This window comes from Methylobacterium sp. E-066, from assembly GCF_022829635.1.
Taxonomy (GTDB): Bacteria; Pseudomonadota; Alphaproteobacteria; order Rhizobiales; family Beijerinckiaceae; genus Methylobacterium.
This window is the reverse complement of sequence record NZ_JAKSYO010000150.1, coordinates 1-24,187: the sequence shown is the minus strand read 5'-3', so window position 1 is coordinate 24,187 and position 24,187 is coordinate 1. Positions and strand designations below refer to the sequence as shown.

Below are 24,187 nucleotides of genomic sequence, written 5' to 3'. Positions count from 1 at the left end.
GGCGCGTCTGGGCCTGACCGGCGCCCCTCCGACCCAACACCCTCATCCTGAGGTGCCGAAGCGAAGCGAAGGCCTCGAAGGAGGCATCCAGGGATCGCGGTGCCGGCTGGAGGGCTCCTTCGAGGCCGCTTCGCGGCACCTCAGGATGAGGGGGATTGGCGGGATAGGCCCTTCGGCTTGCAGTGGGCGTCCGCGTGGATCTCGCAGAGACGGTGGCGCTCTGAAGCCGAACGCGCCTCAAGCCCCGAACACCGACCAGCCCATCCGTTGGGTCAGGCGCTCCAGGGCGACGCGGCCGAGATGGGAATTGCCAGCCGCGTCCAGGCCCGGCGACCAGACCGCGATCGAGGCCTTGCCGGGCGCCACCGCCAGGATGGCGCCGCCGACGCCGCTCTTGCCCGGCAGGCCGACCCGGTAGGCGAACTCGCCCGAGCCGTCGTAGTGGCCGCAGGTCAGCATGATCGCGTTGATGCGGCGTGCCCGCTCGGCCGAGACGACGTTGTGGCCGGTCGAGGGGTTGCGGCCGTTATGGGCCAGGAACCGCCCGGCCGTGGCGAGCTGCCGGCAGCTCATCGCGATGGCGCAGTGGTGGAAGTAGACGCCCAGCGTGTAATCCACCGGGTTCTCGATGACGCCGAAGGACTTCATGTAGTTGGCGAGCGCGGTGTTGCGAAAACCCGTGCGCTTCTCCGAGGCCGCCACCCGCTCGTCGATGGTGATGGTCGGGTCCTGGGCCAGGAACTGCATGAAGCGCAGGATCTCGCCCAGCGCCTCCCGGGGCTCGTGGCCGGAGAGGATCAGGTCGGTCACCGCGATGGCGCCGGCATTGATGAACGGGTTGCGCGGCACCCCGCGCTCGCGCTCCAGCTGCACGATCGAGTTGAACGGGTTGCCTGAGGGCTCGCGCCCAACCCGCTTCCACAGCCGGTCGCCGGCCATGCCGAGCGCCAGGGTGAGGGTGAACACCTTCGAGACGCTCTGGATCGAGAACGGCGTCTCGCTGTCGCCGCCGGCCGTGACCCGGCCGTCGGCATCGATCACCGCGATGCCGAACTGGTTCGGATCGACCCGGGCCAGTTCGGGGATGTAGTCGGCCACCGCGCCCCGGTCGGAGCGCTGCGCCATCTCCTCCGAGATCTCCCGGACGACGCTGTCGATGTCGGGCACGGCCGGGCTCGCCGCTCAGGCGGCGGCCAGGGACATCGACATCGATTCCTTCTTCATCAGCTCGCGGAAGAAGCCGTCGAGATGGGTCAGGTTGTCGGGCGAACCGTCCTGGATGATGCGGCCGCCCTCCAGCACGACGATCCGGTCGAAGTCCTGGAGCGTCGAGAGGCGGTGGGCGATGGCGATGACGGTCCGGCCCTTCATCAGGTTGGCCAGCGCCTGACGGATCGCCTGCTCGGATTCCGCGTCGAGCGCCGAGGTCGCCTCGTCGAGCAGCAGGATCGGCGAATTCTTCAGGATCGCGCGGGCGATGGCGATGCGCTGGCGCTGGCCGCCCGAGAGCTTGACGCCGCGGTCGCCGACCATGGTGTCGAACCCCTCCGGCAGGGCCTGGATGAACTCGGTGCAGCGCGCCGCCTCGGCGGCCTGCCAGACCTCCTCATCGGTGGCGTCGGGCCGGCCGTAGCGGATGTTCTCGCGCAAGGAGCGGTGGAACATCGACACGTCCTGCGGGACGACCGTGATCGCCTCGCGCAGGGATTCCTGGGTGACGCGCTCGATGTTCTGGCCGTTGATGCGGATCTCGCCGCTCTTCACGTCGTAGAAGCGCTGCAGCAGCGAGAACAGGGTCGACTTGCCGCCGCCGGACTTGCCGACGAGGCCGACCTTCTGGCCCGGCTCGATCGCCAGGTCGAAATCGGTGAAGACCGGGCGCCCGTCCGGATAGTTGAAGGCGACGTGGTCGAACTCGATCTTCGCGCCCTGGCCGGTCAGCGGCTTCGCCTCCGGATGGTCGACGAGGTCGTGGGGCTGAAGCAGGGTGTGCAGGGCCTCGGCGAGGCGGGCGGTGTGCTGGGTCGCGTCGACCAGGGCCACCGCGAGGTCGCGGGTGGCCGCCAGGATGCGGATGCCGAGCGTGCAGACCAGCACCACCTGGCCGTTGGTCGCCTGGCCGGCTTCCCACATCTGGATCGCCCAGTAGAGCAGGCCGAAGACCGCCAAGACTGTCAGCACCGCGTGCACGATGCGCAGCTTCTCCAGATAGAGCAGCGACGAGCGCCGGGCGCGCATCTCGGTGGCGATGGTGCCCTCGAAGCGCTGGCCCTCGCGCTTGAAGCCCGAGAAGGCGCGCACCAGCGACATGTTGCCGACGAGATCGACCATCTCGCCGTCCACCGAGGCCGCCTTGGCGGCGAAGTCGTGGTGCAGCGGCTTTCCGGCCGCGGCCATCTTGAACATCAGCACGACGACGGCGGCGAACACGCCGGCCAGGATCGCCGCCATGGTGGTGTTGACCGTGGCGATGTAGGCGATCGACCCGAAGGCCGCGACGGTGGGCGGCATCACGTTGAACACGAACATGTTCTCGACCGTGAAGATCGCGTTCGAGGTCGCCGTGATGCGCGACGCTAGGGTGCCCGGTTGCCGGTCGGAGAAGAAGGTCGGGGAATGGCCGGTCATGTGCCGGAACAGGTCCCGGCGGATGTCGCCGGTGACGCCCACGAAGGTGAAGGCCCCGGTCAGCGCCGCCACGCGCCAGAGCATGTTGTCGGCCGCGATGAAGCCGATCAGGACGGCGAGCGCCCCCCAGACCAGGGTGTTGCCCGGTCCCGGCCCCTTGGTCAGCGCATCGACGACGCCCTTCAGGGCGTAGTCGGTCGAGACCGAGAACCCGACCGCGCCGAGCACAGAGATCAAGATCACCAGGTGGGGCACCCAGCGGCGCCGGAGGTATCGCCCGACGAAGGCGAAGGGCCTCTCAGCGTATTGGTGCAGCTCTTCCATCGCGGTGACCATTCCGTATTCACGCGGCACTGGCGGGTGCGGGCTGAGGCGGAGTGCAACGCGGGCGCAGACAGACCCGCAGCGGCAACGCGACAGCGTTGCCATATGTTGCACCGGCCCGCACCTCCCGCGCGCTTTTATCGATCAAACCTGAACGCCGCTTGAGCGGCGCGGATACACGCAAGCGAATCCGGTGCCGCGGGTCACGCCGCCTCCGGGGGCTGGCGGGTCTCGGGCATGATCAGCGCCACCAGCATGAAGGCGGCAAATCCCATGAAGGCCAGCCCCAGGAAGGCGCTGTGGCTGCCCAGACGGTCGGCCATGATCCCGGCGAGCGAGGTCGAGAGGGCGGCGCCCACGCCCATCGCGGTGCCGACCGCGCCGAGCGCCAGGTTGAAACGTCCCGTCCCCCGGGTGAGATCCGAGACCACGAGCGGGACCATGACGCCGAGCACCGAGGCGGAGATCCCGTCCAGCACCTGGATGGCGACCAGGCCGTAGGGGTTGGTCGTGTAGGCGAGCATCAGGCCGCGCACCGGCAGGGCACCGAAGCCGAGGAGCAGCACCGGGTAGCGGCCGAACCGCTCCGCCGCCCGGCCGACCGCGGGGGCGCTCACGGCGAGCACCGCCTGCGGGACCATGATGCAGGCGGCGACCAGGGCGGTGGCGGTCTCGCTCGCCCGCAGGGTCAGGACGCTGCCCACCAGCGGCAGCATCGCGGCGTTGGCGAGGAAGAACAGGACCATGCAGGCCGAGAAGCACAGGAGCCCGCGGTTGGTCAGCAGCGCCCGGATCCCGTCCTTGCCGGAGGCGGCCGGCGCCTGCGCCGGGGCGGCCGGCTCCTTGAACACGTTGGCGTCGATCTCCTGGGCGCGGATGCGGCTGAGCGCGATGATCGTCGGCACCACCAGGGCCGCGGTCAGGTAGAATACGGCGCCGTTCGAGAGATAATAGCCGATGGCGCCCATGCCGGCGGCGCCGAGCGCGTTGCCGAGCGCCGCGAAGCTCGCGTTGCGGCCGAGGCGCTCGCCCGCCCGCGCCCGCCCGACCAGCCCGATGCTGATCGCCGCGATCGCCGGGGTCAGGACGCAGCTCGCCCCCGAATGGACCGCCATCGCCAGAAGGACCACCGGGAAGCTCGGCCAGACCGCCAGGGCGAAGGCGCTGCCCGAGATGCCGATCACCGCCACTGCGGCGGCGAAGCGCTTCGAGCGCACCACGTCGACGAAAGCGCCCCCCGGGACCTGCCCAAGCAGGGCGACGAGGCTCCCGACCGTCAGGGCGAAGCCGATATCGGATTGCGTCCACTTGGCCTGCGAGAAGTAGACGGCCAGGAACGGCCCGAACCCGGTCTGCAGGTTGGCCACGAAGAACGCGAAGGCGTCGAGCCCGTGGCGGCTCACCGCCGACAGCGTTCGGTCCACCGGCACGGCCTCCGCGGCGGCCCGCGCCGGCTCGCGCGCGACCTCGGCCGAAGGATCCTTCAGGCGGACGGGCCGCGACCGGGGGTCTTGTCGGGAGACCTCGCGCTCGCGGGGGGAAACGGCGGGTCTTGCCTTCAATCGGGCCACCGTCACTTATCCGGGGCCTTTTCCGGAGGGGGGACGGGAACCGGCGCAGCCGGCGGCGGGGCAGCAGGCGCGGTCGCGGCAGCGGGCGCCGTCGGGGCGGGAGCCGGCACGGCGGGGCCGGCAGGCGGCGGCGCGGTCGTCGCCTGGTCGCCCTCGGGTGCGGCGGCGGCGGGGCTCGCCGGGCCGAGCACGACGATCGGCTCGCCGGCCTTGTATTCGGGCGACACGCGAACCTGGTTGCGGCTCAGCGCGACCGACAGCTTGCGCTCCTTGTTGCCGTCGGCGGTGAAGCGCAGGGCGCGCCAATCCACGGCGATCTTGCGGGTGCCGACGCCGAGGAAGCCGCCGAAATCGATGATCGCGGCCCGGGGATGCCCGTCCTTGTCGATGATGATGTCGATGACGCGCCCCAGCTCGTCGCCGCCGGCGCTGCGCACGCTGCGCCCGAGCAGGCTCTCGTAATCCTGGGTGTCGAGGACCGTTGCCGGCGTCCCCTGCTGCGGCTGTTGCGCGGTGTTCGTCGGGGCCGCCTGCGTGGCGGGGGCTGGTGGCGCCGCGGGCGCCGTTCCCGTGGTCGCGCCCGGGACCGGTTGGGCGGCGGGCGGGCTCGGGGGCGGAGCCTGGCCGGATGCGCCGTCGCCCCCGGTGGACGGGGCTTGCGCCACGGCTCCCGACGCCCACAGGGCGATCGTCATGGCCGCGATCATCCGGTTGGTTCTGAACACGCTGCGTCCTCTGAGGAAGGGCCGGGCCCCGCCGGCGGGCCGGCACGACCGCGACCGTATCGGCCGGGTTCGGGCCCGCCGCCGGCGTGACCCCGCCTGCGGACAGATCTCTGCCGAAGGACCTGGGCGAAGTTATGGATCGTCGCAGCCGGTCCGCAAGTTCCGCGCCGCTGTCGTGCGGCAACCTCCGGTTCGCACCGCCCCACGGGTGTCTGGTTTTCGCCGCAACCCCAGCGTAGACAGCGGGTCAGAAAGCCATGTGAGCCGTGGAGACCACCGCGGCCTGTTGCGAGGACCACACGATGTCGACCCTCACCTCGTCGGGATGCGCCGCAGCGCGCGGCCTCGCGCTCGGCGCCGCCCTGGCCGGCCTGGTGGCCGGCTGTCAGGCGCTCGGCGGCGGGGGTGGCGTGATGCCGGAGACGGAGGTCGGCCTGCCGCCGTCGCTGCGCGGCTCCCTGCCCAACCGCGAGGCCAAGAACGTAGCGGTCGATGCCGAGGGGCAGCCGCTCCAGACGACCCCGACCAAGCAGCTCGCGATCCCGCGGAGCGCCGGCGGCGCGACGCAATCGGCCAGCGCCGGCGAGCGTCGGATCCGGCGCGAGGATATCGAGGGCGGCAACGCCGCGAGCAGCGGCGGCAGCAACGCGATGGGTCCGATGCTCTCGCCCGGCGGCAGCGTCGGGCTGGGCGGGAAGTTCTAAGGGCAGCATCCGGAAGGGGGCGCGGTGCACGGACGGGCCGCGCTTTCCCACGAAGCTACGGGCCTCATGCGGGGTTCTCTCGCCGAGCAGGCCACAGCGTTACTCGTGACGGGCGCGGGTCCCCTCTCCTGTGCGGGAGAGGGACAGGGTGAGGGATGCGACCTCTCCGGAAAGACCTGGTCCCTCACCCCAACCCTCTCCCGCACGGGAGAGGGGGCTCGTAGCGACCTGTAAGAGCGACAGCGCTCCAGATCTGTGCAGGCGGTAGCCGCAGGGAGAAGACGTGTGTCGCCCGCGCACAAAGCTCACGCCGTTGGCGCGCGCACCCCGTAATAATCCTCGATCTTCCCGCGATAGTTCGGATCGGCGAAGGCGTCCTCGCCTGGGCCGTGGCTCGGGGCGCCGGCGAGATTGCCGGGATCGATGTCGACCACGTAGCCGCCGAGTTCGGTGCTGTAGGTCAGCGCCTTCCACGGCAAGGGGTGATGGTTCTCGCCGAGCCCCAGAAAGCCCCCGAAGGCCAGGACCGCGTAGGCGACCTGTCCGGTCACCTTATCGACCATGAAGTTGTACACGGCCCCGAGGTGCTTCCCCTCACGGTCGTAGACCGCCGTGCCCTCGACCTTGTTGGACGCGATCAGGCGGGCGGTCTCGTCGATGGCGATGCCCTCGCCGGTGGGATCGAGCTCCAGGGAGCCCGTCTTTCTCACGGGACGCTCGGTGGGCAGATCCGTCGGCATGATGACTCCCGGGTTACGCGGACGGGGCCGGACTTGGATCCGGCCCTGCTGACTAAACGCCCGGGCAGGAACGGGTTCCGGTCGATCACAGATCCGCGAGCATCCCGGCATTGGCCCGGCGCTGGTTGATCCGGTCCCGGACCGACCGGCTGGCCAGCAGCATCTCGAACCCGAAGGCGCACAGCGCGCACAGCGTGCACAGGATCGCGGCGCCGAACAGGCCGAACAGCAGGCTGGCCACCGTGCTGTCGCGCAGGGCCCCGACGAACAGGGTCAGCACGGAGCCGCAGGTCGCGACGCCTCCGAGCGCGGCCAGGAACACCGCCGCGTCCAGCGCCAGCGAGCGGGTGTGCAGACGGTCGAGGCGCTGGCCCAGGATGATCCGCTCGGCCTCGCCGGCGCCGGCCAGCCGCGTCGAGACCCGCTCGGCCTGATCGGCGACCCGGGCGAGCCGGGCGCCGAAGACGTTGAGCAGCGTCGCGAGGCCGGACAGCAGGAAGACCGGGCTCAGCGCCACCTGCACGACGTGGGCGGTGCTTTCCAGGGTGATGGGTGTGATGGGATCGATCATGGCGCCGGCAGATGCACCGGGCGGCGCGGTGCGGCAATCCCGCCGGAGCGGATAGCGGCTTCGGTGCTCAGACCAAGTGGCGGCCCGGCTCCAGGCCGGGCGCGGCCGGTTCGGACCGGACACCCAGACCAAGACAGAGCACGAGCCCGGTGGCGAGCAGCAGCGCGAGCGTGAGAACCGGGGTAAACATGACTGTATTGCTGGCGCCGGATCGTTAAGAGCAGGTTTCGACCGGCGGATTCTGACGAAATCATCTTCGCCGCGGTGCAAATCGGCCGGTTCCGGTGTGGATTTCCGCGCCTGCCCTGTGGATGATGCCCCTCCGAAGGCGATTTCCCCTTGGAACGGCGGCAGCACCGCTTAGTTGCTGCTATGCTGGCTCGGCCGTGGGGCGCTCATGCCCCGGCCTGCGGCCCGAGAACCGGAGGAAGTTTATGGCCACGAAGACCGAGAAGGCTGCGCCGAAGGCGGCCAAGACCACCAAGGCTGATGAGCCGAAGGCTGCCAAGGCCGCTCCCGCGAAGGCTGCCAAGCCCGCCGCCGCGAAGACCGCCGGCGCCAAGCCGAACGCTCTGCAGCAGCCGCTGAAGCCGTCTGCCGAGCTCGGCGCGATTGTCGGCACTGCTGCGCTGGCCCGCGGCGAGGTGGTCAGCAAGGTGTGGGAATACATCAAGAAGCACAACCTGCAGAACCCCGAGAACAAGCGCGAGATCCTCGCCGACGACAAGCTTAAGAAGGTCTTCGGCAAGGACAAGTGCTCGATGTTCGAGATGAACAAGCATCTCGCGGCGCACCTGAAGTCTTGATTGTCTAAGCCCGTGTCCGGCCCCTCGGCCGGACCGGTGGCTCTCGATCAACCGGGGCTCGATGGCCCTGTGCCAAGGACCGTTTCAATCGAGGTGGTCTACGCGAGACCCTGCAGGACACCGCCATCCACCCGCAGCGCAGCGCCCGTCGTGGCGCTCGCTGCTGGGCTGCAGAGATAGGCGACGAGGTTTGCCACCTCCTCCACCGTCGCGAGACGCTTGATCAGCGACGACGGGCGATGCTCGGCCACGAAGGCCCGGCCCATCGCGTCGAGGTCGGCATCGGCCGCACCTCCGGCCATCTGCTTCATGAATTCTGCCACGCCCTCCGACAGGGTCGGCCCGGGCAGCACGCTGTTGACCGTCACGCCGGTGCCGGCGACCGTCTGAGCGAGGCCGCGGGAGATCGCGAGCTGCGCGGTCTTGGTCATTCCGTAATGGACCATCTCGGTCGGCGTGTTGATGCCGGACTCGCTGGAGATGAAGATGACCCGGCCCCAGCCGCGCTCGGCCATGGCCGGCGCGTAGGCGCGCGACAGGCGCACGCCGCTCATGACGTTCACGTCGTAGAAGCGCTGCCAGTCCGCATCCGGGATCTCGAAGAACGGTTTCGGCTCGAAGATCCCGGTGTTGTTGACCAGGATGTCGACCGACGGCAGCGCCCGGACGAGGGCATCGATCCCTTCGGCGGTGGCGACGTCGCCCGGTGCCGCGAAGGCGCGGCCGGCCTTGGCCTCGCCGCGGAGCTTGGTCAGCGCCGCCTCGACCCGCTCCGCAGTGCGGCCGTTGATGCCGACCTCTGCGCCGAGATCGCAGAGTTCCTTGGCGATGGCGTAGCCGATGCCGCCGGTCGAGCCGGTGACGAGGGCCTTCTTGCCGGTGAGGTCGAGGTCCATGGGCGGAGGCTCCGGGGTTGGACGAGACGGCGTGGATCTTCGCCAACGCGTGCCGTGCCGGTCGGTGGCATGCCCGGCCCGCCTAACCGCCCTTACCCCGCCGCAGGACGCTGGCGCAGCCGCCGATCGCGGCGAGCGCCACCGCGCAGGAGAGCGACAGGGTCACGGCCCGCTCAGGCCCAAGCTCGTGAGTCAGCCCGAAGATCACCGCCACGAGGGCCGCGCCCAGGGACTGGCCGGTGAGCCGGGCGGTCGATTGCATCCCGCTGGCGCCGCCCGCGCGCTCCCGCGGCGCCGAGGTGACGATCACCTTGTTGTTGGGCGACTGGAACAGCCCGAAGCCGAGCCCGCACAGGGTCAGCCGCCAGACGATGTCGAGGGTGGCGGGCGCCGCCGGCAGCAGCGTCACGCCGACGAGGCCGGCGGCCAGCATCGCCAGCCCGATGCCGCCGAGCAGCCCCGGCGGGTAGCGGTCGGCGAGCCGCCCCGAGACCGGAGCCATGGCGGCCACGGCGATCGGCCAGGGGGTGAGCAGGAAGCCGGTCTGGGTGCCGGAGAGATGCAGCACGTCCTGGAAGTAGAACGGCAGCGCGACGTAGGACACCATCTGGGCGCAGAACGAGGCCACCGAAGTCGCCATCGACAGGGCGAAGGCGGGGATCCGCAGGAGATCCACCGGCAGCAGCGGCGCCGGCAGCCGGATCTGGCGGCGCACGAACACCGCGCCGATCACCAGGGCGGCCACCAGCTCGGCGGCGGCTATGGCCTGGCCCTCCGGATCGCCCAGCCCGTCGATGCCGATGATCAGCAGGCCGAAGGTCAGCGCGTTGAGCACGGCGCTCACCCAGTCGAAGCGGCGTCTGCTCGCCGGTGTCGCCGGCAGGGTGCGCGAGGCCACCGCCAGGGCGAGCAGCCCCACCGGGATGTTGACCAGGAACAGCCAGGGCCAGGTCGCCACCGACAGGATCGCGGCCGCCACGGTCGGGCCGGCGGCCGAGGCCACGGCCACCACCAGGGCCACGTTGGCGACGCCCTGGCCGATCATGCGGTGGGGGTAGATGAAGCGCACGAAGCCGATATTGACGCTCATGATCGCCGCGCCGGCGAGCCCCTGGACGATGCGCCCGACGATCAGCAGGGGCAGGCTCGGCGCGACCGCGCAGGCCAGCGACGCGGCCACGAACACGGCGAGGCCCGGCAGGTAGACCCGCCGAAAGCCGAAGATGTCGCCGAGGGACGCGAACGGCAGCAGGCTCGCCGTCACGGCGACCTGATAGGCGTTGACCACGAAGATCGCGTCGGCCGGCTTCACCGCCAGGTCCTTCGCCATCACGGGCAGGGCCACGTTGACGATCGCCCCGTCGAGCACCGCCATGGTCATGGCAAGCCCGATCGCCGCCATCGCCAGGACGCGCTCCCGCGGCGGCAAGCCGTCATGCTGGGCGGGGGCGCCTGTACCGGCCGGGACCTGCGCCATGCGCGCGCTCCTGCGGCGTCCCGGAGGGCCGGCGACGTCGATTGCGTGGGACGATCCGGGCGCAGGACGCGCCGCGGAGGCCGGCTTCCTCTCGCGCAGGCGCGGCACAGCGTCGAGGGGCGCGGCGTGTTCTATGTCACGGCGCGGACGAGATTGTTCGTCAGGCCAGCATGTACGTCAGCAGCGAGCGGAGCTGGGCCGGCTTGATCGGCTTGTGGACCAGTTCGGCGCCGGCCGCCGCCACCCGCGCCTCGATCGCCTCGGAATGGTCGGCGGTGGTGACGATCACCGGGAGCGGGGTCGCGGACCGGCCGCGGAGATAGGCGGCCACGTCGAGGCCGCAGGCGCCGTCGTCGAGATGGTAGTCGAGCACCAGGATGTCGGGCGGCGCAGCCCCGGCCTCCAGCGCCCCGCGCACGCCGGCGAGATCGCGGAACGTCGAGACCCGGGCATCCCAGTTCTGCAGCAGGCGCGCCAGGGCGTCGGCGGTCGCGGCATCGTTCTCGACCACCAGGACATGGGCGCCCGAGAGCCGGGTCGCCACGGGGGCGGGGGGCGCCGTGGCGGCCGGGACCTCGCTCAGCGGCAGGCCCAGGGTCACGCGGGTGCCGTGGCCGGGCCGGGAGGCCAGGATCAGGGGGTGGTCCAGCGCCTGGGCCATGCGGCGGACGATCGACAGGCCGAGGCCGAGGCCCGGCTCCTCCGCGCTGCCGGTCCGGGCGCCGCCGCGGAAGAATTCTTCGAACACGAGGTCGCGCTCCTCGGCGGCGATGCCGCAGCCGGTATCGGTCACGTCGACCCGGACCCCGCCGGCCCGTCGCCGCGCCGCCAGCACGATGCCGCCGGTCGTCGTGTAGCGAATGGCATTCGAGACCAGGTTCTGGAGGATGCGCTGGAGCAGCATCACGTCGCTGGTGACGGTGAGGTCCGGGCAGCGCACAGCCAGCCGCAGGCCCTTCCGCTCGGCGAACGGCTTGAAGCTCTCCGCCAGCTCCGCCAGCAGGTCGGGCAGAAACACCGGCTGCAGCTGCGGCCGGACGATGCCGGCATCGAGCTTGGAGATGTCCAGGAGCGTCTTGATCAGGTCCTCGATCGTCTGCAGGCCGCGCTCGACCTGGCCCGCGATGGTGCGCGCCTCGGGTGGCAGGGGAAGGTCTTCGAGCGCCGAGATCGACAGGCGGGCGGCGTTCACGGGCTGCAACAGGTCGTGGCTCGCCGCCGCCAGGAACCGGGTCTTGGAGCGGTTTGCGGTCTCGGCCTCTTCTTTCGCCGCCGCCAGCGCCTCGTTGGAGCGCTCCAGGCGGTGCATCAGCCCGGTCAGCTCCTCGGTGCGGGTGCGGACGCGGCCCTCCAGCATGATCGCGGTTTGGAACAGCGAGTAGGCGCTGCCGCGCTGGTCCATGCTGCGCTCGACATGGGACATCAGCGCGGCGTTGATCCGCTCCAGCTTCTCGATCCGCCGGCGCAGGGATTCGTCGGTCTCGAGCCCGCTCGGGTGCAGGGTCATGATGCGGCCGGGGCGTCGCCGGTCTCTTCACGCCCGGAAAGCCCCTTGCCGATGGCGATGCCGGTGAACGTCTGGTTCAGGTGCATGGCCCGGTACTGCTCGCCGAAGGTCTCGAAGCCGACGACGTTGTAGCGGCGGTACAGGTCGGCGATGCCGTGGCCCACCTGCCGGCTCTCGGCATCGAGCCGGCGCAGCACGCATTCGAAGCCGATGATCAGGTCGACGCCGCCCACCACCGTGTCGAGGCGGGCCAGCTCGTCCCGGGTGGAGGCGACGATGTCGCGCGGTTCGGCGAGCGTCAGCACCACGCCCTCGTCGATGGCGCAGAAGAAGCTGAGTGACCCGTCCTCGTTCATGCGGCGGATCGAGCGACAGAAATACTCGCCGCCGACCTTCACGGCGAGCGGGGAGGCGGCAAAGCTCATCGGCGACAGACCCTCGGGGTCGAGGCCGATCGCCATGGCATATTCCCGCGCCGCCGGCTCGGCGTTGAGCTCGTGGACGGTGCGGCGCTCACCGTCCGAAGCGGTGACCACGAACTTGGTTTGCGTCGGCTCGAAATTGTCGCTCTTGAAGATCTCGAACGGGAAGTCGGTCTCGACCAGGACCAGCACCGCCGCCTTGCGGTGGATCCGGCCGCCATGCAGCAGCACCGCGTCCCGGAAACGCAGGTCGTCGCCCGCCGAGCCGCCGACGATCGGGATGCCGTCGAGGGCCCAGGCGATCGCCGAGACCACGGTCTCCTCGGCGTTGGCGAGGCCGTCGATCAGCGACAGGGCAAAGCGGCGGTCGGCGGAAGGCGCATCGGCCTCGCGGCAGGGACCCGCCGGGTCGAGGGTCCGGCGCAGGGCCCGCACGGCCGAGGCGGTGCGCTCGACGTCGAGATGGTCGATGGCGTCGAGCACCGTTGAGACGATGCGGAAGCGCTCGGCCGGGAAGGCGATGACGACGAGGCCGCGGTCGAGCCCGCCGGCCGGGGCGATGCCCCCCGACATCGAGCAGCCGGCCACCGGGACGCCGGGGAATTGCGCGTCCATGGCAACGGCCAGGATCTCGGGATCATAGTCGGCGGAGAAGAACGCGACGATCTGGGACAGGGCCGGGGCGCCGATCGCCCGCGCGATGTCGGAGACCGCGTCGGAGGCGGAAGCCGCCCCCGTCCAGGCCGTCCAGATACCGCACAGATGGCGGCGGCCTCCCGTCCCTCGAGCCACGGTTCACCCCCTAGCGCCCCCCGCGGCGAGTTTTTTGCTCGCTCTTCAAGAGTCTTGCCGAGAGTATGTCGTGCGCAACCGAGCGGCGCAACGGGGCGTCGCCCCGCCGGATCGCGGTGCCGGGGAGCGCCGAACGGCGTCGCGCCTCACTTCATGCAGGCATCTTCCGCCTTGGCGAAGGCGGCGGGTTTCGGCTCGTGCTCGGCCGGACGGTTCCGGCCGAGCGCCCCGTCCGAGCGGGCGCGCAGGTAGGTGTAGATGTCCGGCAGGTAGCACATGACGTTCCGGTTATCCCCGAAGGCCGGCATGACCAGCTCCTGGGACGCATTCACGTCCTTCTTGCCGCCGCTCACGACGCCGGAAAAATGGGCGTAATCCATGCCCTTGAGGGCATCGACCAGAGAGGGCACGTAGGTCGAGCCCATGCCGTCCGGGCCGTGGCAGACGATGCAGTTGGCGTTGTACCGGAGGCATCCGGACATCGTGTACCAGTCGACCTTCTTGCCGCCCTCGGTGACATGATAGGTCGGATCGCCGTTCGCATCGGTGTATTGACCGTCCTGCATCTTGGCCGGCTGCGTCGGGCCATCACTCTGGAGATCGCCGGGGCTCGCTTGCGGGGCCGGTGACGGGTCCGGGTTCGCGGCCGAGGCCGGACCGGCGGTCAGGAGTCCGATCACGCGTGCCGCGCGGGCGAACCCCCCGCGCACATCGGCTGTGCATGGCATGAGCGTTCCTCCAGCCGCCCACGGATTTTGGTTCTGCGGTGGCGGCGGTGATCAACGGCGATCACCGTTTCCCAAGACCGTTGGAAATCTTCACGTTTTCGCGTGGTTCGGGCTTACTGGGAGGCGTCGGCGCCACAGGCCGAGATATTCCTACGTCATCCGCGTTGCGCACAGCATTAACCTTTTGTTAATCCGCCGATTGCCGCCGGCCCCCCGGCGTGAGAGCTTTCGTTAACGAGAGCTTAACGGTTGGGTCACGGCGATGCGGTTCGCGGCTTCCAAGGTGCAGGGTTCGGTCGCTGGCGCCGCACCGCGTCGGGTCTCCCGCCGCCGTCGCGTTCTGGCCGGGTTGGCCTGGGCGGCTCTGTGCTTCGCCGGGCTCGGCACCGGAGCGGTGCAGGCGCAGACCTTCGCGAGCCTGCCGTCCCTGCAGGTCGGAGCCGAGCCGCAGGGCGCGGCGCGGCCGATCGCGGCCTGGGTGACGTTCTGCCAGTCCTACGCGGCGGAATGCGCCGTCGACCGGAGCGAGCCGGCCCGCATCAGCCTGACCCCGGCGACCTGGGCGACGATCGTCTCGGTCAACCGCCGGGTGAACAAGTCGGTCGAGCCGCAGACCGACATGGAGCACCTCCACGTCGCCGACCGCTGGGACCTCGCCGAGGACGGCATCGGCGACTGCGAGGATTTCCAGCTGCTCAAGCGGCACCTGCTGGCCGAGGCCGGCCTGCCCCGGCGGGCGATGCGCATGACCGTGGTGATCGACGAGAAGGGCGAGGGCCACGCGGTCCTGACCCTGATCACCGACCGCGGCGACATGGTCCTCGACAACAAGACCAACGCGATCGTGCCCTGGCACAAGACCGGCTACGTGTTCATCAAGCGCGAGAGTCAGGATGCGACGGCCTGGGTGTCGCTCGGCGGCGTCACCTCCCCGGTCACCACCGCCAACCGCTGATCGCGCCCGCCCTGCCGGCTTCGCGGATCGAACGGGCAGGGGGCTCGCGGCCTGGTCATCTGTCCGGGCAATCCTGCGTCCGTTCCGCTGCGGACCTTAACGCTTCGCTAACCCTGTCGGCGTCACCCTGTCCCCGGACCGAGTGCCCGATCCATGCCCCCTGCGTCTTTCACATCGCTCCTGCTTCTCGCGGCGACGCTGCTCGTCTCAGGGCCGGTTCGCGCTGACAGCGAAACCGAGATGCGCCATGGCGGCTGGCGCGATTGCCTCAGCCGCAACTTCCGGATTCAAGCCGCGCTCACGGATCCTGATCTCGCCGCGGATGCCGCGTTCCGAGCCTGCCGCGGCGCCGAGGACGCCTATCTCGCGGCCCTGGCGCGTTCCCCACTTCTCGACGACGACGACATCGCCCGCGCCCGCCCGATGCTCGCCGGCCGCATCAGAGCCTGGCTGGTCGGCAGCAGGGGGTGAGGTGCCGAGGCGCAGGCACAATCCCATAAAGACTTTAGGGTTCATATTCCGCACGCGCAGCACGCCCGGACATTGGCGATCCGCTGTGCGGGTGTTCCAAAATTCGGGCGGGTGACGCCGTAACTGGTCCAGTGCGTAATCCATTGCTTGACGTAATGTCGTCCATTGGGCGCACCGGCGAGTTGATGTGCTGCCCAGCAATCCGCCAGTCGATCCGATGTCGTTCGGATGGCGAGAAGGCCGTATTCGTGGACGATATAAAAATGACTGGCATCATTGACTTGGGAATCGACTATCTCTGCTCGAGCCGGGCATAGGAACAGGCTGTCGGTCTTGGCGGACGCAATATTTCCCGACGTCTCCGAGCAATCCCGTGTGACCGGAACATTCAATAGGCCGCCGATCGGACTCCATTGCGCGTATGCGGAGGTGCAATATAAGACGATCGCGCCGGTGATTGTTGTAATAAATCGCGACTTCGGCATAGCATTTTCCCCTGAGAAATTTCTTGATACGTAATCTATAGCAAGATCTGAGGTGCGCGGAAGATTGCGTCGAACCGATGTGTCCGCCGCGGTAACATTCGGTGGTGAAGTGTCGGGACCATCGGGGGCCGTGGATCCCAGGACCTTCGATGCGCGCGGCGAGACGCGACAGCAAGGAACAGGACGCCTTTCCCCCGATAAACGGCCACGGTGCCGGGGACAGGGAGAGCGACATGACCCGATACCGCTGCATTCCGATCGACGACGCCGTCGCGGAGCGTTTCCGCCGCAGCGGTCGCGACGATTTCGACAATCCGGTGCGGCGGGTCACGGCGACGAGCGCGAGCGGGTTTCCATGCCGGCGCTGCCTGTGCTGCGCCGAGCCGGGGGAGCCGATGCTGCTCGGATCCTACGATCTCGGGCGCCCGCGCGGCATCTACTGGACTCCGAGCCCGATTTTTCTGCACGCGCAAACCTGTCCGGGCTTCGCCGCGGCGGACGTCGTCGCCCCGATCATCCGCGCCAACACCCTCGTATCGGTCCGGGCCTATGACGCGGAGGATCTGTGCCTGTACGACCTCGGCCATGTCTGTCCCGGCGCGGAGGTCGATGCGGCGCTGCTGCGTGCCCTCGACGATCCGCGCACGGCCTTCGTCAACGTCCACACGGCGCGGCCGGGCTGCCTGCTGTCGCGGGTCGAGCGCGTCGACGCTACGTCTTCAGCCGCGCCTTGATCCGCCGGGTGAGCCCGTCGCGCACGTCCCGGTAGGCGTCGAGCCGCTGCTCGCGGGAGGCGTCCTGCAGCAGGGTCGGGTCCGGCGTCGGCCAGTACTCGACATCGGCCGCGATCGTGTGGGTCAGGGCGAGGGCGCGGTGATGGGCCTCCGGCGAGAGGGTGATGATCAGGTCGAAGTTCAGCCCCTCCCAATCCTCCAGCTGCTCGATGGTGCGGGGGCGGTGCCGAGTCGCGTCGATGCCGACCTCGTCGAGCGCCGCGACCATGAACGGGTCGGTGGGCTCGCCCGAGCGCACGCCGGCCGATTGCACGTAGGTCGACTTGCCGAAATAGGCGCGCGCGATCGCCTCGGCCGCGGCCGAGCGCACGGCGTTGAAGTTGCACATGAACAGGACCGACTGGACCCGCCGCTTCTTCGGGGTGGTCTCGGGGAAAGGCTCAGCCATCGCCGCTCGGGGCCGGAAGGCGCCCTAGCCTTTCCAGTGCAGGGCGAAGATCAGGGTGAACAGGCGGCGCGCCGTGTCGTGGTCGAGATCGACCTTGCCGTCGAGGCGCTGCTTGAGCGTGTCGGAGGCTTCGTTGTGCAGGCCGCGCCGGCCCATGTCGATCGCCTCGATCTGCGACGGCGAGGCGGTGCGGATCGCGTTGTAGTAGCTCTCGCAGATCATCTCGTAGTCGCGGATCACCCGTCGGAACGGCGTCAGCGACAAAAGGTGCGTCATCACCGGCTCGCCGTCCACGGTGCTGATCGCGAAGGACAGCTTGTTCTCGACGAGGCCGAGCGTCAGCATGTAGGGCCCTTCCCGGCCCGGGATCGTGAAGGAATTGTCCTCCAGGATGTCGAACAGCGCGATCGCCCGCTCGTGTTCCTGATCCGGGTTGCCGCGGGCGATGGACGCCTCGTCCAGGCTTACCTTGGCGAGGCGGTTCGGCCCGCGCTGCTTCTCGGCCATCCCCAAGACCTCACAGGTTCAACCGGATCGCGACGGAGCGGGCGTGGCCCTCCAGACCCTCCGACCGGCCGAGCGTTATCGCCGCCGGGCCGAGCGTCCGCAAGCTCTCCGGGGTACAGGCGAGGATCGTCGTCCGCTTCATGAAATCGAGGACGCCGAGGCCGGAGGAGAACCGCGCCGAGCGGGCGGTGGGCAGCACGTGGTTCGGGCCGCCGACGTAATCGCCGATCGCCTCCGGCGTGTGCGACCCCAAGAAGATCGCGCCGGCATTGCGGATCTTGCCCGCGAGCGCTTCGGCATCCTGGGTCTCGATCTCAAGGTGTTCGGGGGCGAGCCGGTCGACCAGCGGCACCGCTTCGTCGAAATCCCGCACCCGGATGATCGCGCCGTAATCGCGCCAGCTCGCCCGGGCGATCTCGGCCCGGGGCAGGGTGGTGAGCGCCCGCTCGACGGCGGCTTCCGCGGCCTCGGCCAGTTCGGCGCTGTCGGTGATCAGCACCGCCTGGGCGGCGGTGTCGTGCTCGGCCTGGGCCAGGAGGTCGGCGGCGATCCAGTCGGGGTTGGCGTGGCCGTCGGCGAGGATCAGCACCTCGGAAGGGCCGGCGATCATGTCGATCCCGACTTGCCCGAACACCCGGCGCTTGGCCGCCGCCACCCAGGCATTGCCCGGGCCGACGATCTTGGCGACCGGCGCGATGCTGGCGGTGCCGTAGGCCAGCGCCGCGACCGCCTGAGCGCCGCCGACCCGGTAGACCTCGTGGACCCCGGAGAGCCGGGCGGCGGCCAGGACCAGCGGGTTGAGGGTATTGTCCGGCGTCGGCACCACCATGACGATCCGCGGCACCCCCGCCACCCGGGCCGGCACCGCGTTCATCAGAACCGAGGAGGGGTAGCTCGCCGTGCCGCCCGGCACGTAGAGGCCGACCGATTCCAGCGCCGTCCAGCGCCAGCCGGCGGTGACGCCGAGCGCGTCGGTCGCCCGGTGGTCGTGCGGCTTCTGCTGCGCGTGGAACGCTTCGATCCGCTCCGCCGCGAGGCGCAGGGCGCCGAGGGCCTCGGCCGGGCAGGCCGCCACGGCCGCGTCGATCTCGGCCTCGGTGATCCGCAGGGCGTCGGCGGAAAAGTCTGCGCCCAGCCGGTCGAAGCGGCGGGTGAATTCGACGAGGGCCGCGTCACCGCGGGCGACGACCTCAGCGATGATGCCGCGCACCGCCTCGTCGACATCCTCGGCGATCTCGCGTTTCGCGGTGAGCAGCCGCGCGAAATCGGCGGCGAAATTCGGAGCTTGGCTGTCGAGCCGGACCATCGGGTGTCTTTCGTCTGTCTCAGGCCGCCGGGCCGGGCGCGGTCGTTCCATCGAGTTCGTGGCCGGGGCGGGCGACCGCCTCCCAGACCGGGCCGAGATCCTTCATCCGGACCTCGATGCACTCGACCTCCAGCCGGACCGCCGCGCCGCCGGAGAACACCATGTCGATATGGCCGGAGGGCGGGTCGGTCGCCTCGAAGGTGAGGGCGAGCAGGCTCATCGGCATCGCGTCCCCCGGGGCCAGGCCGCGGGACTTCACGCGCAGGACGCGCTCAAAGTGCACCCCTGCCAGGCGCCGACGCGGCGGGACGTCCGGCGTCCAGTCGAAGCGCCGCACGACCATCAGGAAGCGATGCTCACCCGCCAGGTAGGTCAGATCCTCCGGCCGCAGGATCGCGTCCTGGAGATGCGCGGAGATCACGGTCAGGTCCTCGGTATCGAGGGCGGCGAGCTTGAGCAGCTCCATGAAAGGATCCTCGGGGATAACGGGGCGCGGGCGGACAGCGACGGCGGCGGCCTCGCGGCACGCCGTAGGTAGCGGCCCGACCCCGCTCGGGCAACGGCCGGGGCCGGGACGGCGGTCTCAGCGATGGTTCATCCGACTCAAGCTAGGCCGGCCGGGTGCCGTCAGGAAGGCCGGCCGGACGACCGAGACGACGATTCGAGGCAGGACGACAATGGTGAAACGGATCCCGCTCGCGGCCCTGGCCGCCCTGACCCTGGCGCCGCTGGTCGCCGCCCCGGTGCGCGCGCAGGTCGGCCCGGACGTGGATGTCTACGTGTTCGGCCGCCCCGGGCCGGATCGCTACGAGTACGATCGCCGCCGGCGCCCCCCGCCCCCGCCGCCACCGGAGGACGATTGGCCCCGCCGGCCTCCGCCCCCGCCGCCGCCGCTCTATGACGATTACGACCGCCCGCGTCGGCGCCCGCCTCCGCCTCCGCCGCCCCCGGACGACGATTATGATCGACCGCGCTACGACCGGCGCTGGCGCAGCGGCAGCCTCTGCGTCACGGCCCGGGGCGATTGCCCGACGCGGCCCGCCCCGTACAACGCGCCCTGCGGCTGCGAGATACCGGGCTTCGGCTACAAGCGCGGGCAGATCGGGGGCTGAGGCGGCTCAGGCGGCGTCGTGTTCGAGACGATACGGCGCCGCCAGCAGCGCGATCGGCAGGTGCCAGGCCTCGCTGATGGCGCGGATCTGCGCGAGGTTCAGGGGCCGTTTCCGGCTCAAGATCTCCGAGGCCCGTGCGCGCGAGCCGAGAAGACGCGCCAGCTCCGCCTGCGAGCGGCCCATATCGGTGATGGCGGCGTGCAGGATCTCGACCGGATCGGCCGCCGCGATCGGGAAGGTCCGCTCTTCGTAGTCTTCCACGAGCGTGGCGAGCACATCGAGCTTGTCGCCGGCCGGCGTTCCCCGTGGGGAGCCCCAAAGGCGCTCGATTTCCTGCAACGCGTCCCGGTGGTCCGCTTCCGAGCGGATCGGCCTGATCTCCACGGGCGGTCTCCTAGAACTGTGAGACGGTGAGGGCATCGACTGAGTCGTACTGTTGGTGCGTGCCGAGAAACTTCACGAAGGCGATCTGTTTCTCAAAATCGAAGGCTGCGATCAGGCGATACTGACCGCCCGCGATCTCGAAACGTACACGATCACCATTCAGCACTTTCGCTTTTGGAAAGACCCCCTGAATGTCGGACATGGCATTTGGGACCAAGTCCTTGATTATGCGATGCCAGCGCAACAACGCCGGCTGCGCCTGCGGATGCAAAGCTGCGAAGGCGCGCAGCGTGCTGAATGCGATGATCCGCATCCATCCTGCATAGTATGTTTCCAGATTGGGAACAAGCGATTCGCTACACGTGCGCAGCGTCACTGCGGACGGAAGTCCTATTCCTCAATCGGTTCGGAACTTCCACAGGTATGCAATCACCCTAGGAGCGGCGACCCCGCATCAGGCCCAGACTTATGCTCGCACCCGCTCGATCTGCGCGCCGCAGCGCCCGAGCTTCGCTTCCAGCGCCTCGAAGCCGCGGTCGAGGTGGTAGACCCGGTTGATCTGGGTCTCGCCCTCGGCGGCGAGGCCGGCGATCACCAGGGAGACCGAGGCGCGCAGGTCGGTCGCCATCACGGGCGCGCCCTTGAGCCGCTCGACGCCCTCGACGATGGCGAGGTCGCCCTCGAGCCGGATCTTCGCGCCGAGGCGAGCCAGCTCCTGCACGTGCATGAACCGGTTCTCGAAGATCGTCTCGCGGATATGCGACTGGCCCTTGGCCAGGGTCATCAGCGCCATGAACTGCGCCTGCAGGTCGGTGGGGAAGCCCGGGAACGGGTCGGTGGTCACGTCGACGGCCGCGATGCCGGCGCCGTTGCGGCGCACGCGGATCCCGCCCTCGACCTGGCTGATCTCGGCCCCCGTGGTCGACAGCACGTCGAGCGCCGAATGCAGCAGCTCGGCCCGGGTATCCTTGAGGATCACGTCGCCGCCGGTCATCGCCACCGCCATGGCGTAGGTGCCGGTCTCGATGCGGTCGGGCAGCACCGCGTGGCGGGCGCCGTTCAGCCGGGCGACGCCCTCGATCTCGATCCGGGGCGTGCCGGCGCCGCGGATCTTGGCGCCCATCTTGTTCAGGCATTCGGCGAGGTCGACCACCTCGGGCTCGCGGGCGGCGTTCTCGATCACCGTGGTGCCGTAGGCGAGCGAGGCCGCCATCAGGGCCACATGCGTGCCGCCGACCGTGACCTTGGGGAAATTGATCTCGGCCCCGCGCAGGCCGTTCTTGGTCTTGGCGACCACGTAGCCGGCATCGATCTCGATCTCGGCCCCGAGCCGCTCCAGGGCCATAATCAGCAGGTCCACCGGCCGGGTCCCGATGGCGCAGCCGCCCGGCAGCGAGACCTTGGCTTCGCCGAACCGGGCGAGCAGGGGCGCCACCACCCAGAAACTCGCCCGCATGGTCGAGACCAGGTCGTAGGGGGCGGTGGTGTCGATGACGTTCGAGGCGGTCAGCCGGATGGTCTGGCCGGTCTCGGTGGTCTGTCCGGGGCGCTTGCCGACGACCATGTGGTCGACGCCGTGATTGCCGAGGATCCGGGTCAGGGCAGAGATGTCGGCGAGCCGGGGGACGTTGATCAGCTCCAGCGTCTCGCCGGTGAGCAGGCTCGCGATCATCAGCGGCAGCGCCGCGTTCTTGGCGCCCGAGATCGGGATCACGCCGTTGAGGGGCGCGCCGCCGGTGATGTGAATGCGGTCCATCATGTGTCCTCGGGCGGCGCACCTCCCTGGCGCGCGGCCGGCCGTTCTCCTGGTGGACGCCGCGGCGCCCAGGCTTGGCCGTCCCCTATAGACCGGATTTGTCGGAATCTGGACCGCCGGAATCGCGCTCGTCCGGGCCGGACCTGTCGGCGTCCGGTGACGACCCGGTCTCGGCGCGCCCGCGCCCCTGCGCCTTGCGGCGCCGCAGATTCTCCCGGAGCGCCGCCTTCAGGCGCTCGGCGCGCGCATCCTTGCTCTCGCTCATCGCGCGGCCCTTCGTCGCCGCAGGCTTGAGACACGCGATCCCGCACCAGGGCAGGCCATTCGGCATGAAGACGGGCGGGTGCTCAAGGATCTGGCGCCGTGTTCGGGTGGGTTGAAGCCGCCCGCGAGGCTAGCGAGTTCGTCCCCGCCTCTCAACGGGCGCAGGGCAGCGATGTCGGAACCTTACCTTGAACCAGTTCCAGATCCGCGCGTATCTTCCGCCCCTCACGCGAAGGACTGGACCGAGGCCGGACCTCGATCGCGGGACTTGGGTGCCGCGATGGCACCGCCCGCACGGCCGCACACGCGAAGGACGCTCGATGACCGTCACCCGGATGCCCAGCACGATGCCCGCCCAAGCGGGTTCGACGCGCGCCGGTTCTGGCTATGAGCGGTACTTCCGGGGCGCCCTGGACCAGCTCCACGGCGAGCGGCGCTACCGCGTCTTCGCCGATATCGAGCGCATCTCCGGCCGCTTCCCCACGGCCAAGTGGCGTAAGCCCGACGGCAAGACCACCGAGATCACCGTGTGGTGCTCCAACGACTATCTCGGCATGGGTCAGCACAAGGAGGTGGTCTCCGCGATGACCGACACCGCCGCGCGCTGCGGCGTCGGGGCGGGCGGCACGCGCAACATCGCCGGCAACAACTCGCCGCTGGTGGATCTGGAGCGCGAGCTCGCCGACCTGCACGGCAAGGAGGCCGGCCTCGTCTTCACCTCGGGCTACGTCTCGAACCAGGCCGGCATCTCGACCATCGCCAAGCTGATCCCGAACTGCCTGATCCTATCCGACGCCTTCAACCACAACTCGATGATCGAGGGCGTCCGCCATTCCGGCTGCGACAAGAAGATTTTTCGCCACAACGACCTCCAGCACCTGGAGGAGCTGCTCCGCGCCGCCGGCGACCGGCCGAAGCTGATCGTGTTCGAGTCGGTCTACTCGATGGACGGCGACATCGCGCCGATCGGCAAGATCTGCGACCTCGCCGACAGCTACGGGGCCATGACCTATCTCGACGAGGTCCACGCGGTCGGCCTCTACGGGCCCCGCGGCGGCGGCATCTCTGAGCGCGACGGCGTGATGCACCGGGTCGACGTGATCGAGGGGACGCTCGCCAAGGGCTTCGGCTGCGTCGGCGGCTACATCACCGCCTCGGCGGCGATCTGCGACGCGGTGCGCAGCTTCGCCCCGGGCTTCATCTTCACCACGGCCCTGCCGCCGGCGGTGGCCGCGGCCGCCCGGGCCTCGGTGCGCTACCTGAAGCGCTCGCAAGCCGAGCGCGAGGCGCACCAAGCGCAGGCCGCCGCCACCAAGGCGGCGCTGACCGAAGCCGGCCTGCCGGTGCTGGAGACCGAGACCCACATCGTTCCGGTGATGGTCGGGGATGCGGAACTGTGCAAGGCGGCGGCCGACCACCTGCTGGAACGCCACGCCATCTACATCCAGCCGATCAACTACCCGACGGTCCCGCGCGGCACCGAGCGCCTGCGGATCACGCCGTCGCCGTTCCACGACGCGGCCCACATCGCCCGCCTCGCCGCGGCGCTGGCCGAGACCTGGGAGACCCTCGACCTGCCGCGGGCCGGAACGGTGTTCGTCGAGGCGGCGGAATAGGGTTTTTGCGGTCGCAAGCTGCGGCCGGATCCACGCCTCTCTGCTGCCCCCTCTCCTGCACGGGCTACGACGCTCACACATCTGCGGACGAAGCGCGGGTCCCTTCGCCCCGCTTGCGGGGAGAGGCCCGCACGGACCTCGTCGTCCGTGCGGGAAGCGCAGGCGAAGCCGGAGCGGCGGTGAGGGGGCGGTTCAGGACGAGGCGCGTGTCCGGAGCCGCCCCCTCACCTTCGGCTGCCGCCTCGCTTCGGCGACGAC

Annotated in this window: 28 protein-coding genes; 7 read left to right on the top strand and 21 right to left on the bottom strand. The window is 69.9% G+C overall.

Going from position 1 to position 24,187, the window contains the following annotated elements:
* Positions 1–237: 237 nt before the first annotated feature.
* The 4 genes from MKL20_RS20740 to MKL20_RS20725 form a co-directional block, all read right to left on the bottom strand.
* Positions 238–1,167, bottom strand: a complete 930-nt coding sequence (locus MKL20_RS20740) for a glutaminase (RefSeq protein WP_244038254.1) — start codon at positions 1,165–1,167, stop codon at positions 238–240.
* Between the two features lie 15 nt (positions 1,168–1,182).
* Entirely contained in the window at positions 1,183–2,952 is a 1,770-nt protein-coding gene (locus MKL20_RS20735) for an ABC transporter ATP-binding protein (RefSeq protein ID WP_243963386.1), read from the bottom strand.
* Positions 2,953–3,155: 203 nt separating this feature from the next.
* Positions 3,156–4,529, bottom strand: coding sequence for an MFS transporter (locus MKL20_RS20730; RefSeq protein ID WP_244038253.1), 1,374 nt, complete (start codon positions 4,527–4,529; stop codon positions 3,156–3,158).
* Positions 4,526–5,230, bottom strand: a complete 705-nt coding sequence (locus tag MKL20_RS20725; protein ID WP_244038316.1) for a PRC-barrel domain-containing protein — start codon at positions 5,228–5,230, stop codon at positions 4,526–4,528. The genes MKL20_RS20730 and MKL20_RS20725 overlap by 4 nt, the downstream gene beginning before the upstream one ends.
* 320 nt (positions 5,231–5,550) lie before the next feature.
* Between MKL20_RS20725 and MKL20_RS20720 the strand changes: the two genes are divergently transcribed.
* Positions 5,551–5,952 (top strand): hypothetical protein, encoded by a 402-nt coding sequence (locus MKL20_RS20720; protein WP_243963382.1) that lies wholly within the window; start codon positions 5,551–5,553, stop codon positions 5,950–5,952.
* Positions 5,953–6,257: 305 nt separating this feature from the next.
* Here MKL20_RS20720 and MKL20_RS20715 read toward each other — a convergent pair whose 3' ends face one another.
* From MKL20_RS20715 to MKL20_RS33040, 3 genes are all read right to left on the bottom strand, one after another.
* Positions 6,258–6,692, bottom strand: a complete 435-nt coding sequence (locus tag MKL20_RS20715) for a PRC-barrel domain-containing protein (protein ID WP_147857557.1) — start codon at positions 6,690–6,692, stop codon at positions 6,258–6,260.
* A gap of 85 nt (positions 6,693–6,777) precedes the next feature.
* Complete coding sequence (locus tag MKL20_RS20710) at positions 6,778–7,263, bottom strand: DUF2721 domain-containing protein (RefSeq protein WP_244038252.1); 486 nt, start codon at positions 7,261–7,263, stop codon at positions 6,778–6,780.
* A 67-nt stretch (positions 7,264–7,330) separates the two neighbouring features.
* Entirely contained in the window at positions 7,331–7,453 is a 123-nt protein-coding gene (locus MKL20_RS33040) for a hypothetical protein (protein WP_279594894.1), read from the bottom strand.
* 244 nt (positions 7,454–7,697) lie between these two features.
* Between MKL20_RS33040 and MKL20_RS20705 the strand changes: the two genes are divergently transcribed.
* Positions 7,698–8,069, top strand: coding sequence for an SWIB/MDM2 domain-containing protein (locus MKL20_RS20705; protein WP_244038251.1), 372 nt, complete (start codon positions 7,698–7,700; stop codon positions 8,067–8,069).
* Positions 8,070–8,167: 98 nt separating this feature from the next.
* On the opposite strand, the gene MKL20_RS20700 is transcribed toward MKL20_RS20705, so the two are convergent.
* From MKL20_RS20700 to MKL20_RS20680, 5 genes are all read right to left on the bottom strand, one after another.
* Positions 8,168–8,965 (bottom strand): SDR family NAD(P)-dependent oxidoreductase, encoded by a 798-nt coding sequence (locus MKL20_RS20700; RefSeq protein ID WP_244038250.1) that lies wholly within the window; start codon positions 8,963–8,965, stop codon positions 8,168–8,170.
* 82 nt (positions 8,966–9,047) lie between these two features.
* A complete protein-coding gene (locus tag MKL20_RS20695) occupies positions 9,048–10,442 on the bottom strand; it encodes an MFS transporter (RefSeq protein ID WP_244038249.1) in 1,395 nt (464 codons plus the stop codon).
* Between the two features lie 160 nt (positions 10,443–10,602).
* A complete protein-coding gene (locus tag MKL20_RS20690) occupies positions 10,603–11,949 on the bottom strand; it encodes a hybrid sensor histidine kinase/response regulator (RefSeq protein WP_244038248.1) in 1,347 nt (448 codons plus the stop codon).
* Positions 11,946–13,163, bottom strand: coding sequence for an FIST signal transduction protein (locus MKL20_RS20685; RefSeq protein ID WP_244038247.1), 1,218 nt, complete (start codon positions 13,161–13,163; stop codon positions 11,946–11,948). Before MKL20_RS20685 ends, MKL20_RS20690 begins: the two co-directional genes overlap by 4 nt.
* 146 nt (positions 13,164–13,309) lie before the next feature.
* On the bottom strand, positions 13,310–13,891 hold the full coding sequence (locus MKL20_RS20680) for a c-type cytochrome, methanol metabolism-related (protein ID WP_409568177.1): 582 nt from the start codon (positions 13,889–13,891) through the stop codon (positions 13,310–13,312).
* A 262-nt stretch (positions 13,892–14,153) separates the two neighbouring features.
* Between MKL20_RS20680 and MKL20_RS20675 the strand changes: the two genes are divergently transcribed.
* The gene (locus MKL20_RS20675) at positions 14,154–14,846 is read left to right on the top strand and encodes a transglutaminase-like cysteine peptidase (protein ID WP_244038245.1); all 693 of its coding nucleotides are present in this window, start codon (positions 14,154–14,156) and stop codon (positions 14,844–14,846) included.
* Between the two features lie 153 nt (positions 14,847–14,999).
* Complete coding sequence (locus tag MKL20_RS20670) at positions 15,000–15,317, top strand: hypothetical protein (protein ID WP_243963368.1); 318 nt, start codon at positions 15,000–15,002, stop codon at positions 15,315–15,317.
* 41 nt (positions 15,318–15,358) lie between these two features.
* On the opposite strand, the gene MKL20_RS20665 is transcribed toward MKL20_RS20670, so the two are convergent.
* The gene (locus MKL20_RS20665; RefSeq protein ID WP_244038244.1) at positions 15,359–15,802 is read right to left on the bottom strand and encodes a hypothetical protein; all 444 of its coding nucleotides are present in this window, start codon (positions 15,800–15,802) and stop codon (positions 15,359–15,361) included.
* Positions 15,803–16,035: 233 nt separating this feature from the next.
* Here MKL20_RS20665 and MKL20_RS20660 point away from each other — a divergent pair, with 233 nt between their 5' ends.
* Entirely contained in the window at positions 16,036–16,536 is a 501-nt protein-coding gene (locus tag MKL20_RS20660; RefSeq protein WP_244038243.1) for a DUF1203 domain-containing protein, read from the top strand.
* Here MKL20_RS20660 and MKL20_RS20655 read toward each other — a convergent pair.
* From MKL20_RS20655 to MKL20_RS20640, 4 genes are read right to left on the bottom strand one after another with little or no spacing between them, the layout of a single operon-like run.
* A complete protein-coding gene (locus MKL20_RS20655; RefSeq protein WP_244038242.1) occupies positions 16,514–16,984 on the bottom strand; it encodes a low molecular weight phosphatase family protein in 471 nt (156 codons plus the stop codon). The genes MKL20_RS20660 and MKL20_RS20655 overlap by 23 nt on opposite strands.
* A gap of 24 nt (positions 16,985–17,008) precedes the next feature.
* Complete coding sequence (locus tag MKL20_RS20650) at positions 17,009–17,491, bottom strand: UPF0262 family protein (RefSeq protein ID WP_147854441.1); 483 nt, start codon at positions 17,489–17,491, stop codon at positions 17,009–17,011.
* Positions 17,492–17,501: 10 nt separating this feature from the next.
* On the bottom strand, positions 17,502–18,797 hold the full coding sequence (hisD, locus tag MKL20_RS20645; protein WP_244038241.1) for a histidinol dehydrogenase: 1,296 nt from the start codon (positions 18,795–18,797) through the stop codon (positions 17,502–17,504).
* Between the two features lie 19 nt (positions 18,798–18,816).
* Entirely contained in the window at positions 18,817–19,263 is a 447-nt protein-coding gene (locus MKL20_RS20640; protein WP_244038240.1) for a DUF2948 family protein, read from the bottom strand.
* A 211-nt stretch (positions 19,264–19,474) separates the two neighbouring features.
* On the opposite strand from MKL20_RS20640, the gene MKL20_RS20635 reads away from it, so the two are divergent.
* Positions 19,475–19,909: a hypothetical protein gene (locus MKL20_RS20635; protein WP_244038239.1), complete on the top strand. Its 435-nt coding sequence runs from the start codon at positions 19,475–19,477 to the stop codon at positions 19,907–19,909.
* Positions 19,910–19,915: 6 nt separating this feature from the next.
* Here the strand turns inward: MKL20_RS20635 and MKL20_RS20630 are convergent, their stop codons facing one another.
* The 4 genes from MKL20_RS20630 to MKL20_RS20615 form a co-directional block, all read right to left on the bottom strand.
* Complete coding sequence (locus tag MKL20_RS20630) at positions 19,916–20,293, bottom strand: type II toxin-antitoxin system HigA family antitoxin (protein ID WP_244038238.1); 378 nt, start codon at positions 20,291–20,293, stop codon at positions 19,916–19,918.
* 10 nt (positions 20,294–20,303) lie between these two features.
* On the bottom strand, positions 20,304–20,669 hold the full coding sequence (locus MKL20_RS20625; protein ID WP_244038237.1) for a type II toxin-antitoxin system HigB family toxin: 366 nt from the start codon (positions 20,667–20,669) through the stop codon (positions 20,304–20,306).
* A 90-nt stretch (positions 20,670–20,759) separates the two neighbouring features.
* Positions 20,760–22,049 carry a UDP-N-acetylglucosamine 1-carboxyvinyltransferase gene (gene murA, locus MKL20_RS20620; protein ID WP_243963552.1) on the bottom strand — a complete coding sequence of 430 codons (1,290 nt, stop codon included), beginning with the start codon at positions 22,047–22,049 and terminating at the stop codon, positions 20,760–20,762.
* An 85-nt stretch (positions 22,050–22,134) separates the two neighbouring features.
* Positions 22,135–22,314: a hypothetical protein gene (locus tag MKL20_RS20615; protein WP_243963359.1), complete on the bottom strand. Its 180-nt coding sequence runs from the start codon at positions 22,312–22,314 to the stop codon at positions 22,135–22,137.
* Positions 22,315–22,660: 346 nt separating this feature from the next.
* Between MKL20_RS20615 and hemA the strand changes: the two genes are divergently transcribed.
* A complete protein-coding gene (gene hemA, locus MKL20_RS20610) occupies positions 22,661–23,929 on the top strand; it encodes a 5-aminolevulinate synthase (RefSeq protein ID WP_243963358.1) in 1,269 nt (422 codons plus the stop codon).
* The last annotated feature ends 258 nt before the right edge of the window (positions 23,930–24,187 follow it).

Excerpts from the sequence above, each read along its gene's own strand:
- MKL20_RS20735 (WP_243963386.1), bottom strand. The coding sequence starts at position 2,952 with ATGGAAGAGCTGCACCAATACGCTGAGAGGCCCTTCGCCTTCGTCGGG.
- MKL20_RS20725 (WP_244038316.1), bottom strand. The coding sequence starts at position 5,230 with ATGATCGCGGCCATGACGATCGCCCTGTGGGCGTCGGGAGCCGTGGCG.
- MKL20_RS20720 (WP_243963382.1), top strand. The coding sequence starts at position 5,551 with ATGTCGACCCTCACCTCGTCGGGATGCGCCGCAGCGCGCGGCCTCGCG.
- MKL20_RS20715 (WP_147857557.1), bottom strand. The coding sequence starts at position 6,692 with ATGCCGACGGATCTGCCCACCGAGCGTCCCGTGAGAAAGACGGGCTCC.
- MKL20_RS20710 (WP_244038252.1), bottom strand. The coding sequence starts at position 7,263 with ATGATCGATCCCATCACACCCATCACCCTGGAAAGCACCGCCCACGTC.
- MKL20_RS33040 (WP_279594894.1), bottom strand. The coding sequence starts at position 7,453 with ATGTTTACCCCGGTTCTCACGCTCGCGCTGCTGCTCGCCACCGGGCTC.
- MKL20_RS20705 (WP_244038251.1), top strand. The coding sequence starts at position 7,698 with ATGGCCACGAAGACCGAGAAGGCTGCGCCGAAGGCGGCCAAGACCACC.
- MKL20_RS20700 (WP_244038250.1), bottom strand. The coding sequence starts at position 8,965 with ATGGACCTCGACCTCACCGGCAAGAAGGCCCTCGTCACCGGCTCGACC.
- MKL20_RS20695 (WP_244038249.1), bottom strand. The coding sequence starts at position 10,442 with ATGGCGCAGGTCCCGGCCGGTACAGGCGCCCCCGCCCAGCATGACGGC.
- MKL20_RS20690 (WP_244038248.1), bottom strand. The coding sequence starts at position 11,949 with ATGACCCTGCACCCGAGCGGGCTCGAGACCGACGAATCCCTGCGCCGG.
- MKL20_RS20680 (WP_409568177.1), bottom strand. The coding sequence starts at position 13,891 with ATGCCATGCACAGCCGATGTGCGCGGGGGGTTCGCCCGCGCGGCACGC.
- MKL20_RS20675 (WP_244038245.1), top strand. The coding sequence starts at position 14,154 with ATGCGGTTCGCGGCTTCCAAGGTGCAGGGTTCGGTCGCTGGCGCCGCA.
- MKL20_RS20670 (WP_243963368.1), top strand. The coding sequence starts at position 15,000 with ATGCCCCCTGCGTCTTTCACATCGCTCCTGCTTCTCGCGGCGACGCTG.
- MKL20_RS20665 (WP_244038244.1), bottom strand. The coding sequence starts at position 15,802 with ATGCCGAAGTCGCGATTTATTACAACAATCACCGGCGCGATCGTCTTA.
- MKL20_RS20660 (WP_244038243.1), top strand. The coding sequence starts at position 16,036 with ATGACCCGATACCGCTGCATTCCGATCGACGACGCCGTCGCGGAGCGT.
- MKL20_RS20655 (WP_244038242.1), bottom strand. The coding sequence starts at position 16,984 with ATGGCTGAGCCTTTCCCCGAGACCACCCCGAAGAAGCGGCGGGTCCAG.
- MKL20_RS20650 (WP_147854441.1), bottom strand. The coding sequence starts at position 17,491 with ATGGCCGAGAAGCAGCGCGGGCCGAACCGCCTCGCCAAGGTAAGCCTG.
- hisD (WP_244038241.1), bottom strand. The coding sequence starts at position 18,797 with ATGGTCCGGCTCGACAGCCAAGCTCCGAATTTCGCCGCCGATTTCGCG.
- MKL20_RS20640 (WP_244038240.1), bottom strand. The coding sequence starts at position 19,263 with ATGGAGCTGCTCAAGCTCGCCGCCCTCGATACCGAGGACCTGACCGTG.
- MKL20_RS20635 (WP_244038239.1), top strand. The coding sequence starts at position 19,475 with ATGGTGAAACGGATCCCGCTCGCGGCCCTGGCCGCCCTGACCCTGGCG.
- murA (WP_243963552.1), bottom strand. The coding sequence starts at position 22,049 with ATGGACCGCATTCACATCACCGGCGGCGCGCCCCTCAACGGCGTGATC.
- MKL20_RS20615 (WP_243963359.1), bottom strand. The coding sequence starts at position 22,314 with ATGAGCGAGAGCAAGGATGCGCGCGCCGAGCGCCTGAAGGCGGCGCTC.
- hemA (WP_243963358.1), top strand. The coding sequence starts at position 22,661 with ATGCCCGCCCAAGCGGGTTCGACGCGCGCCGGTTCTGGCTATGAGCGG.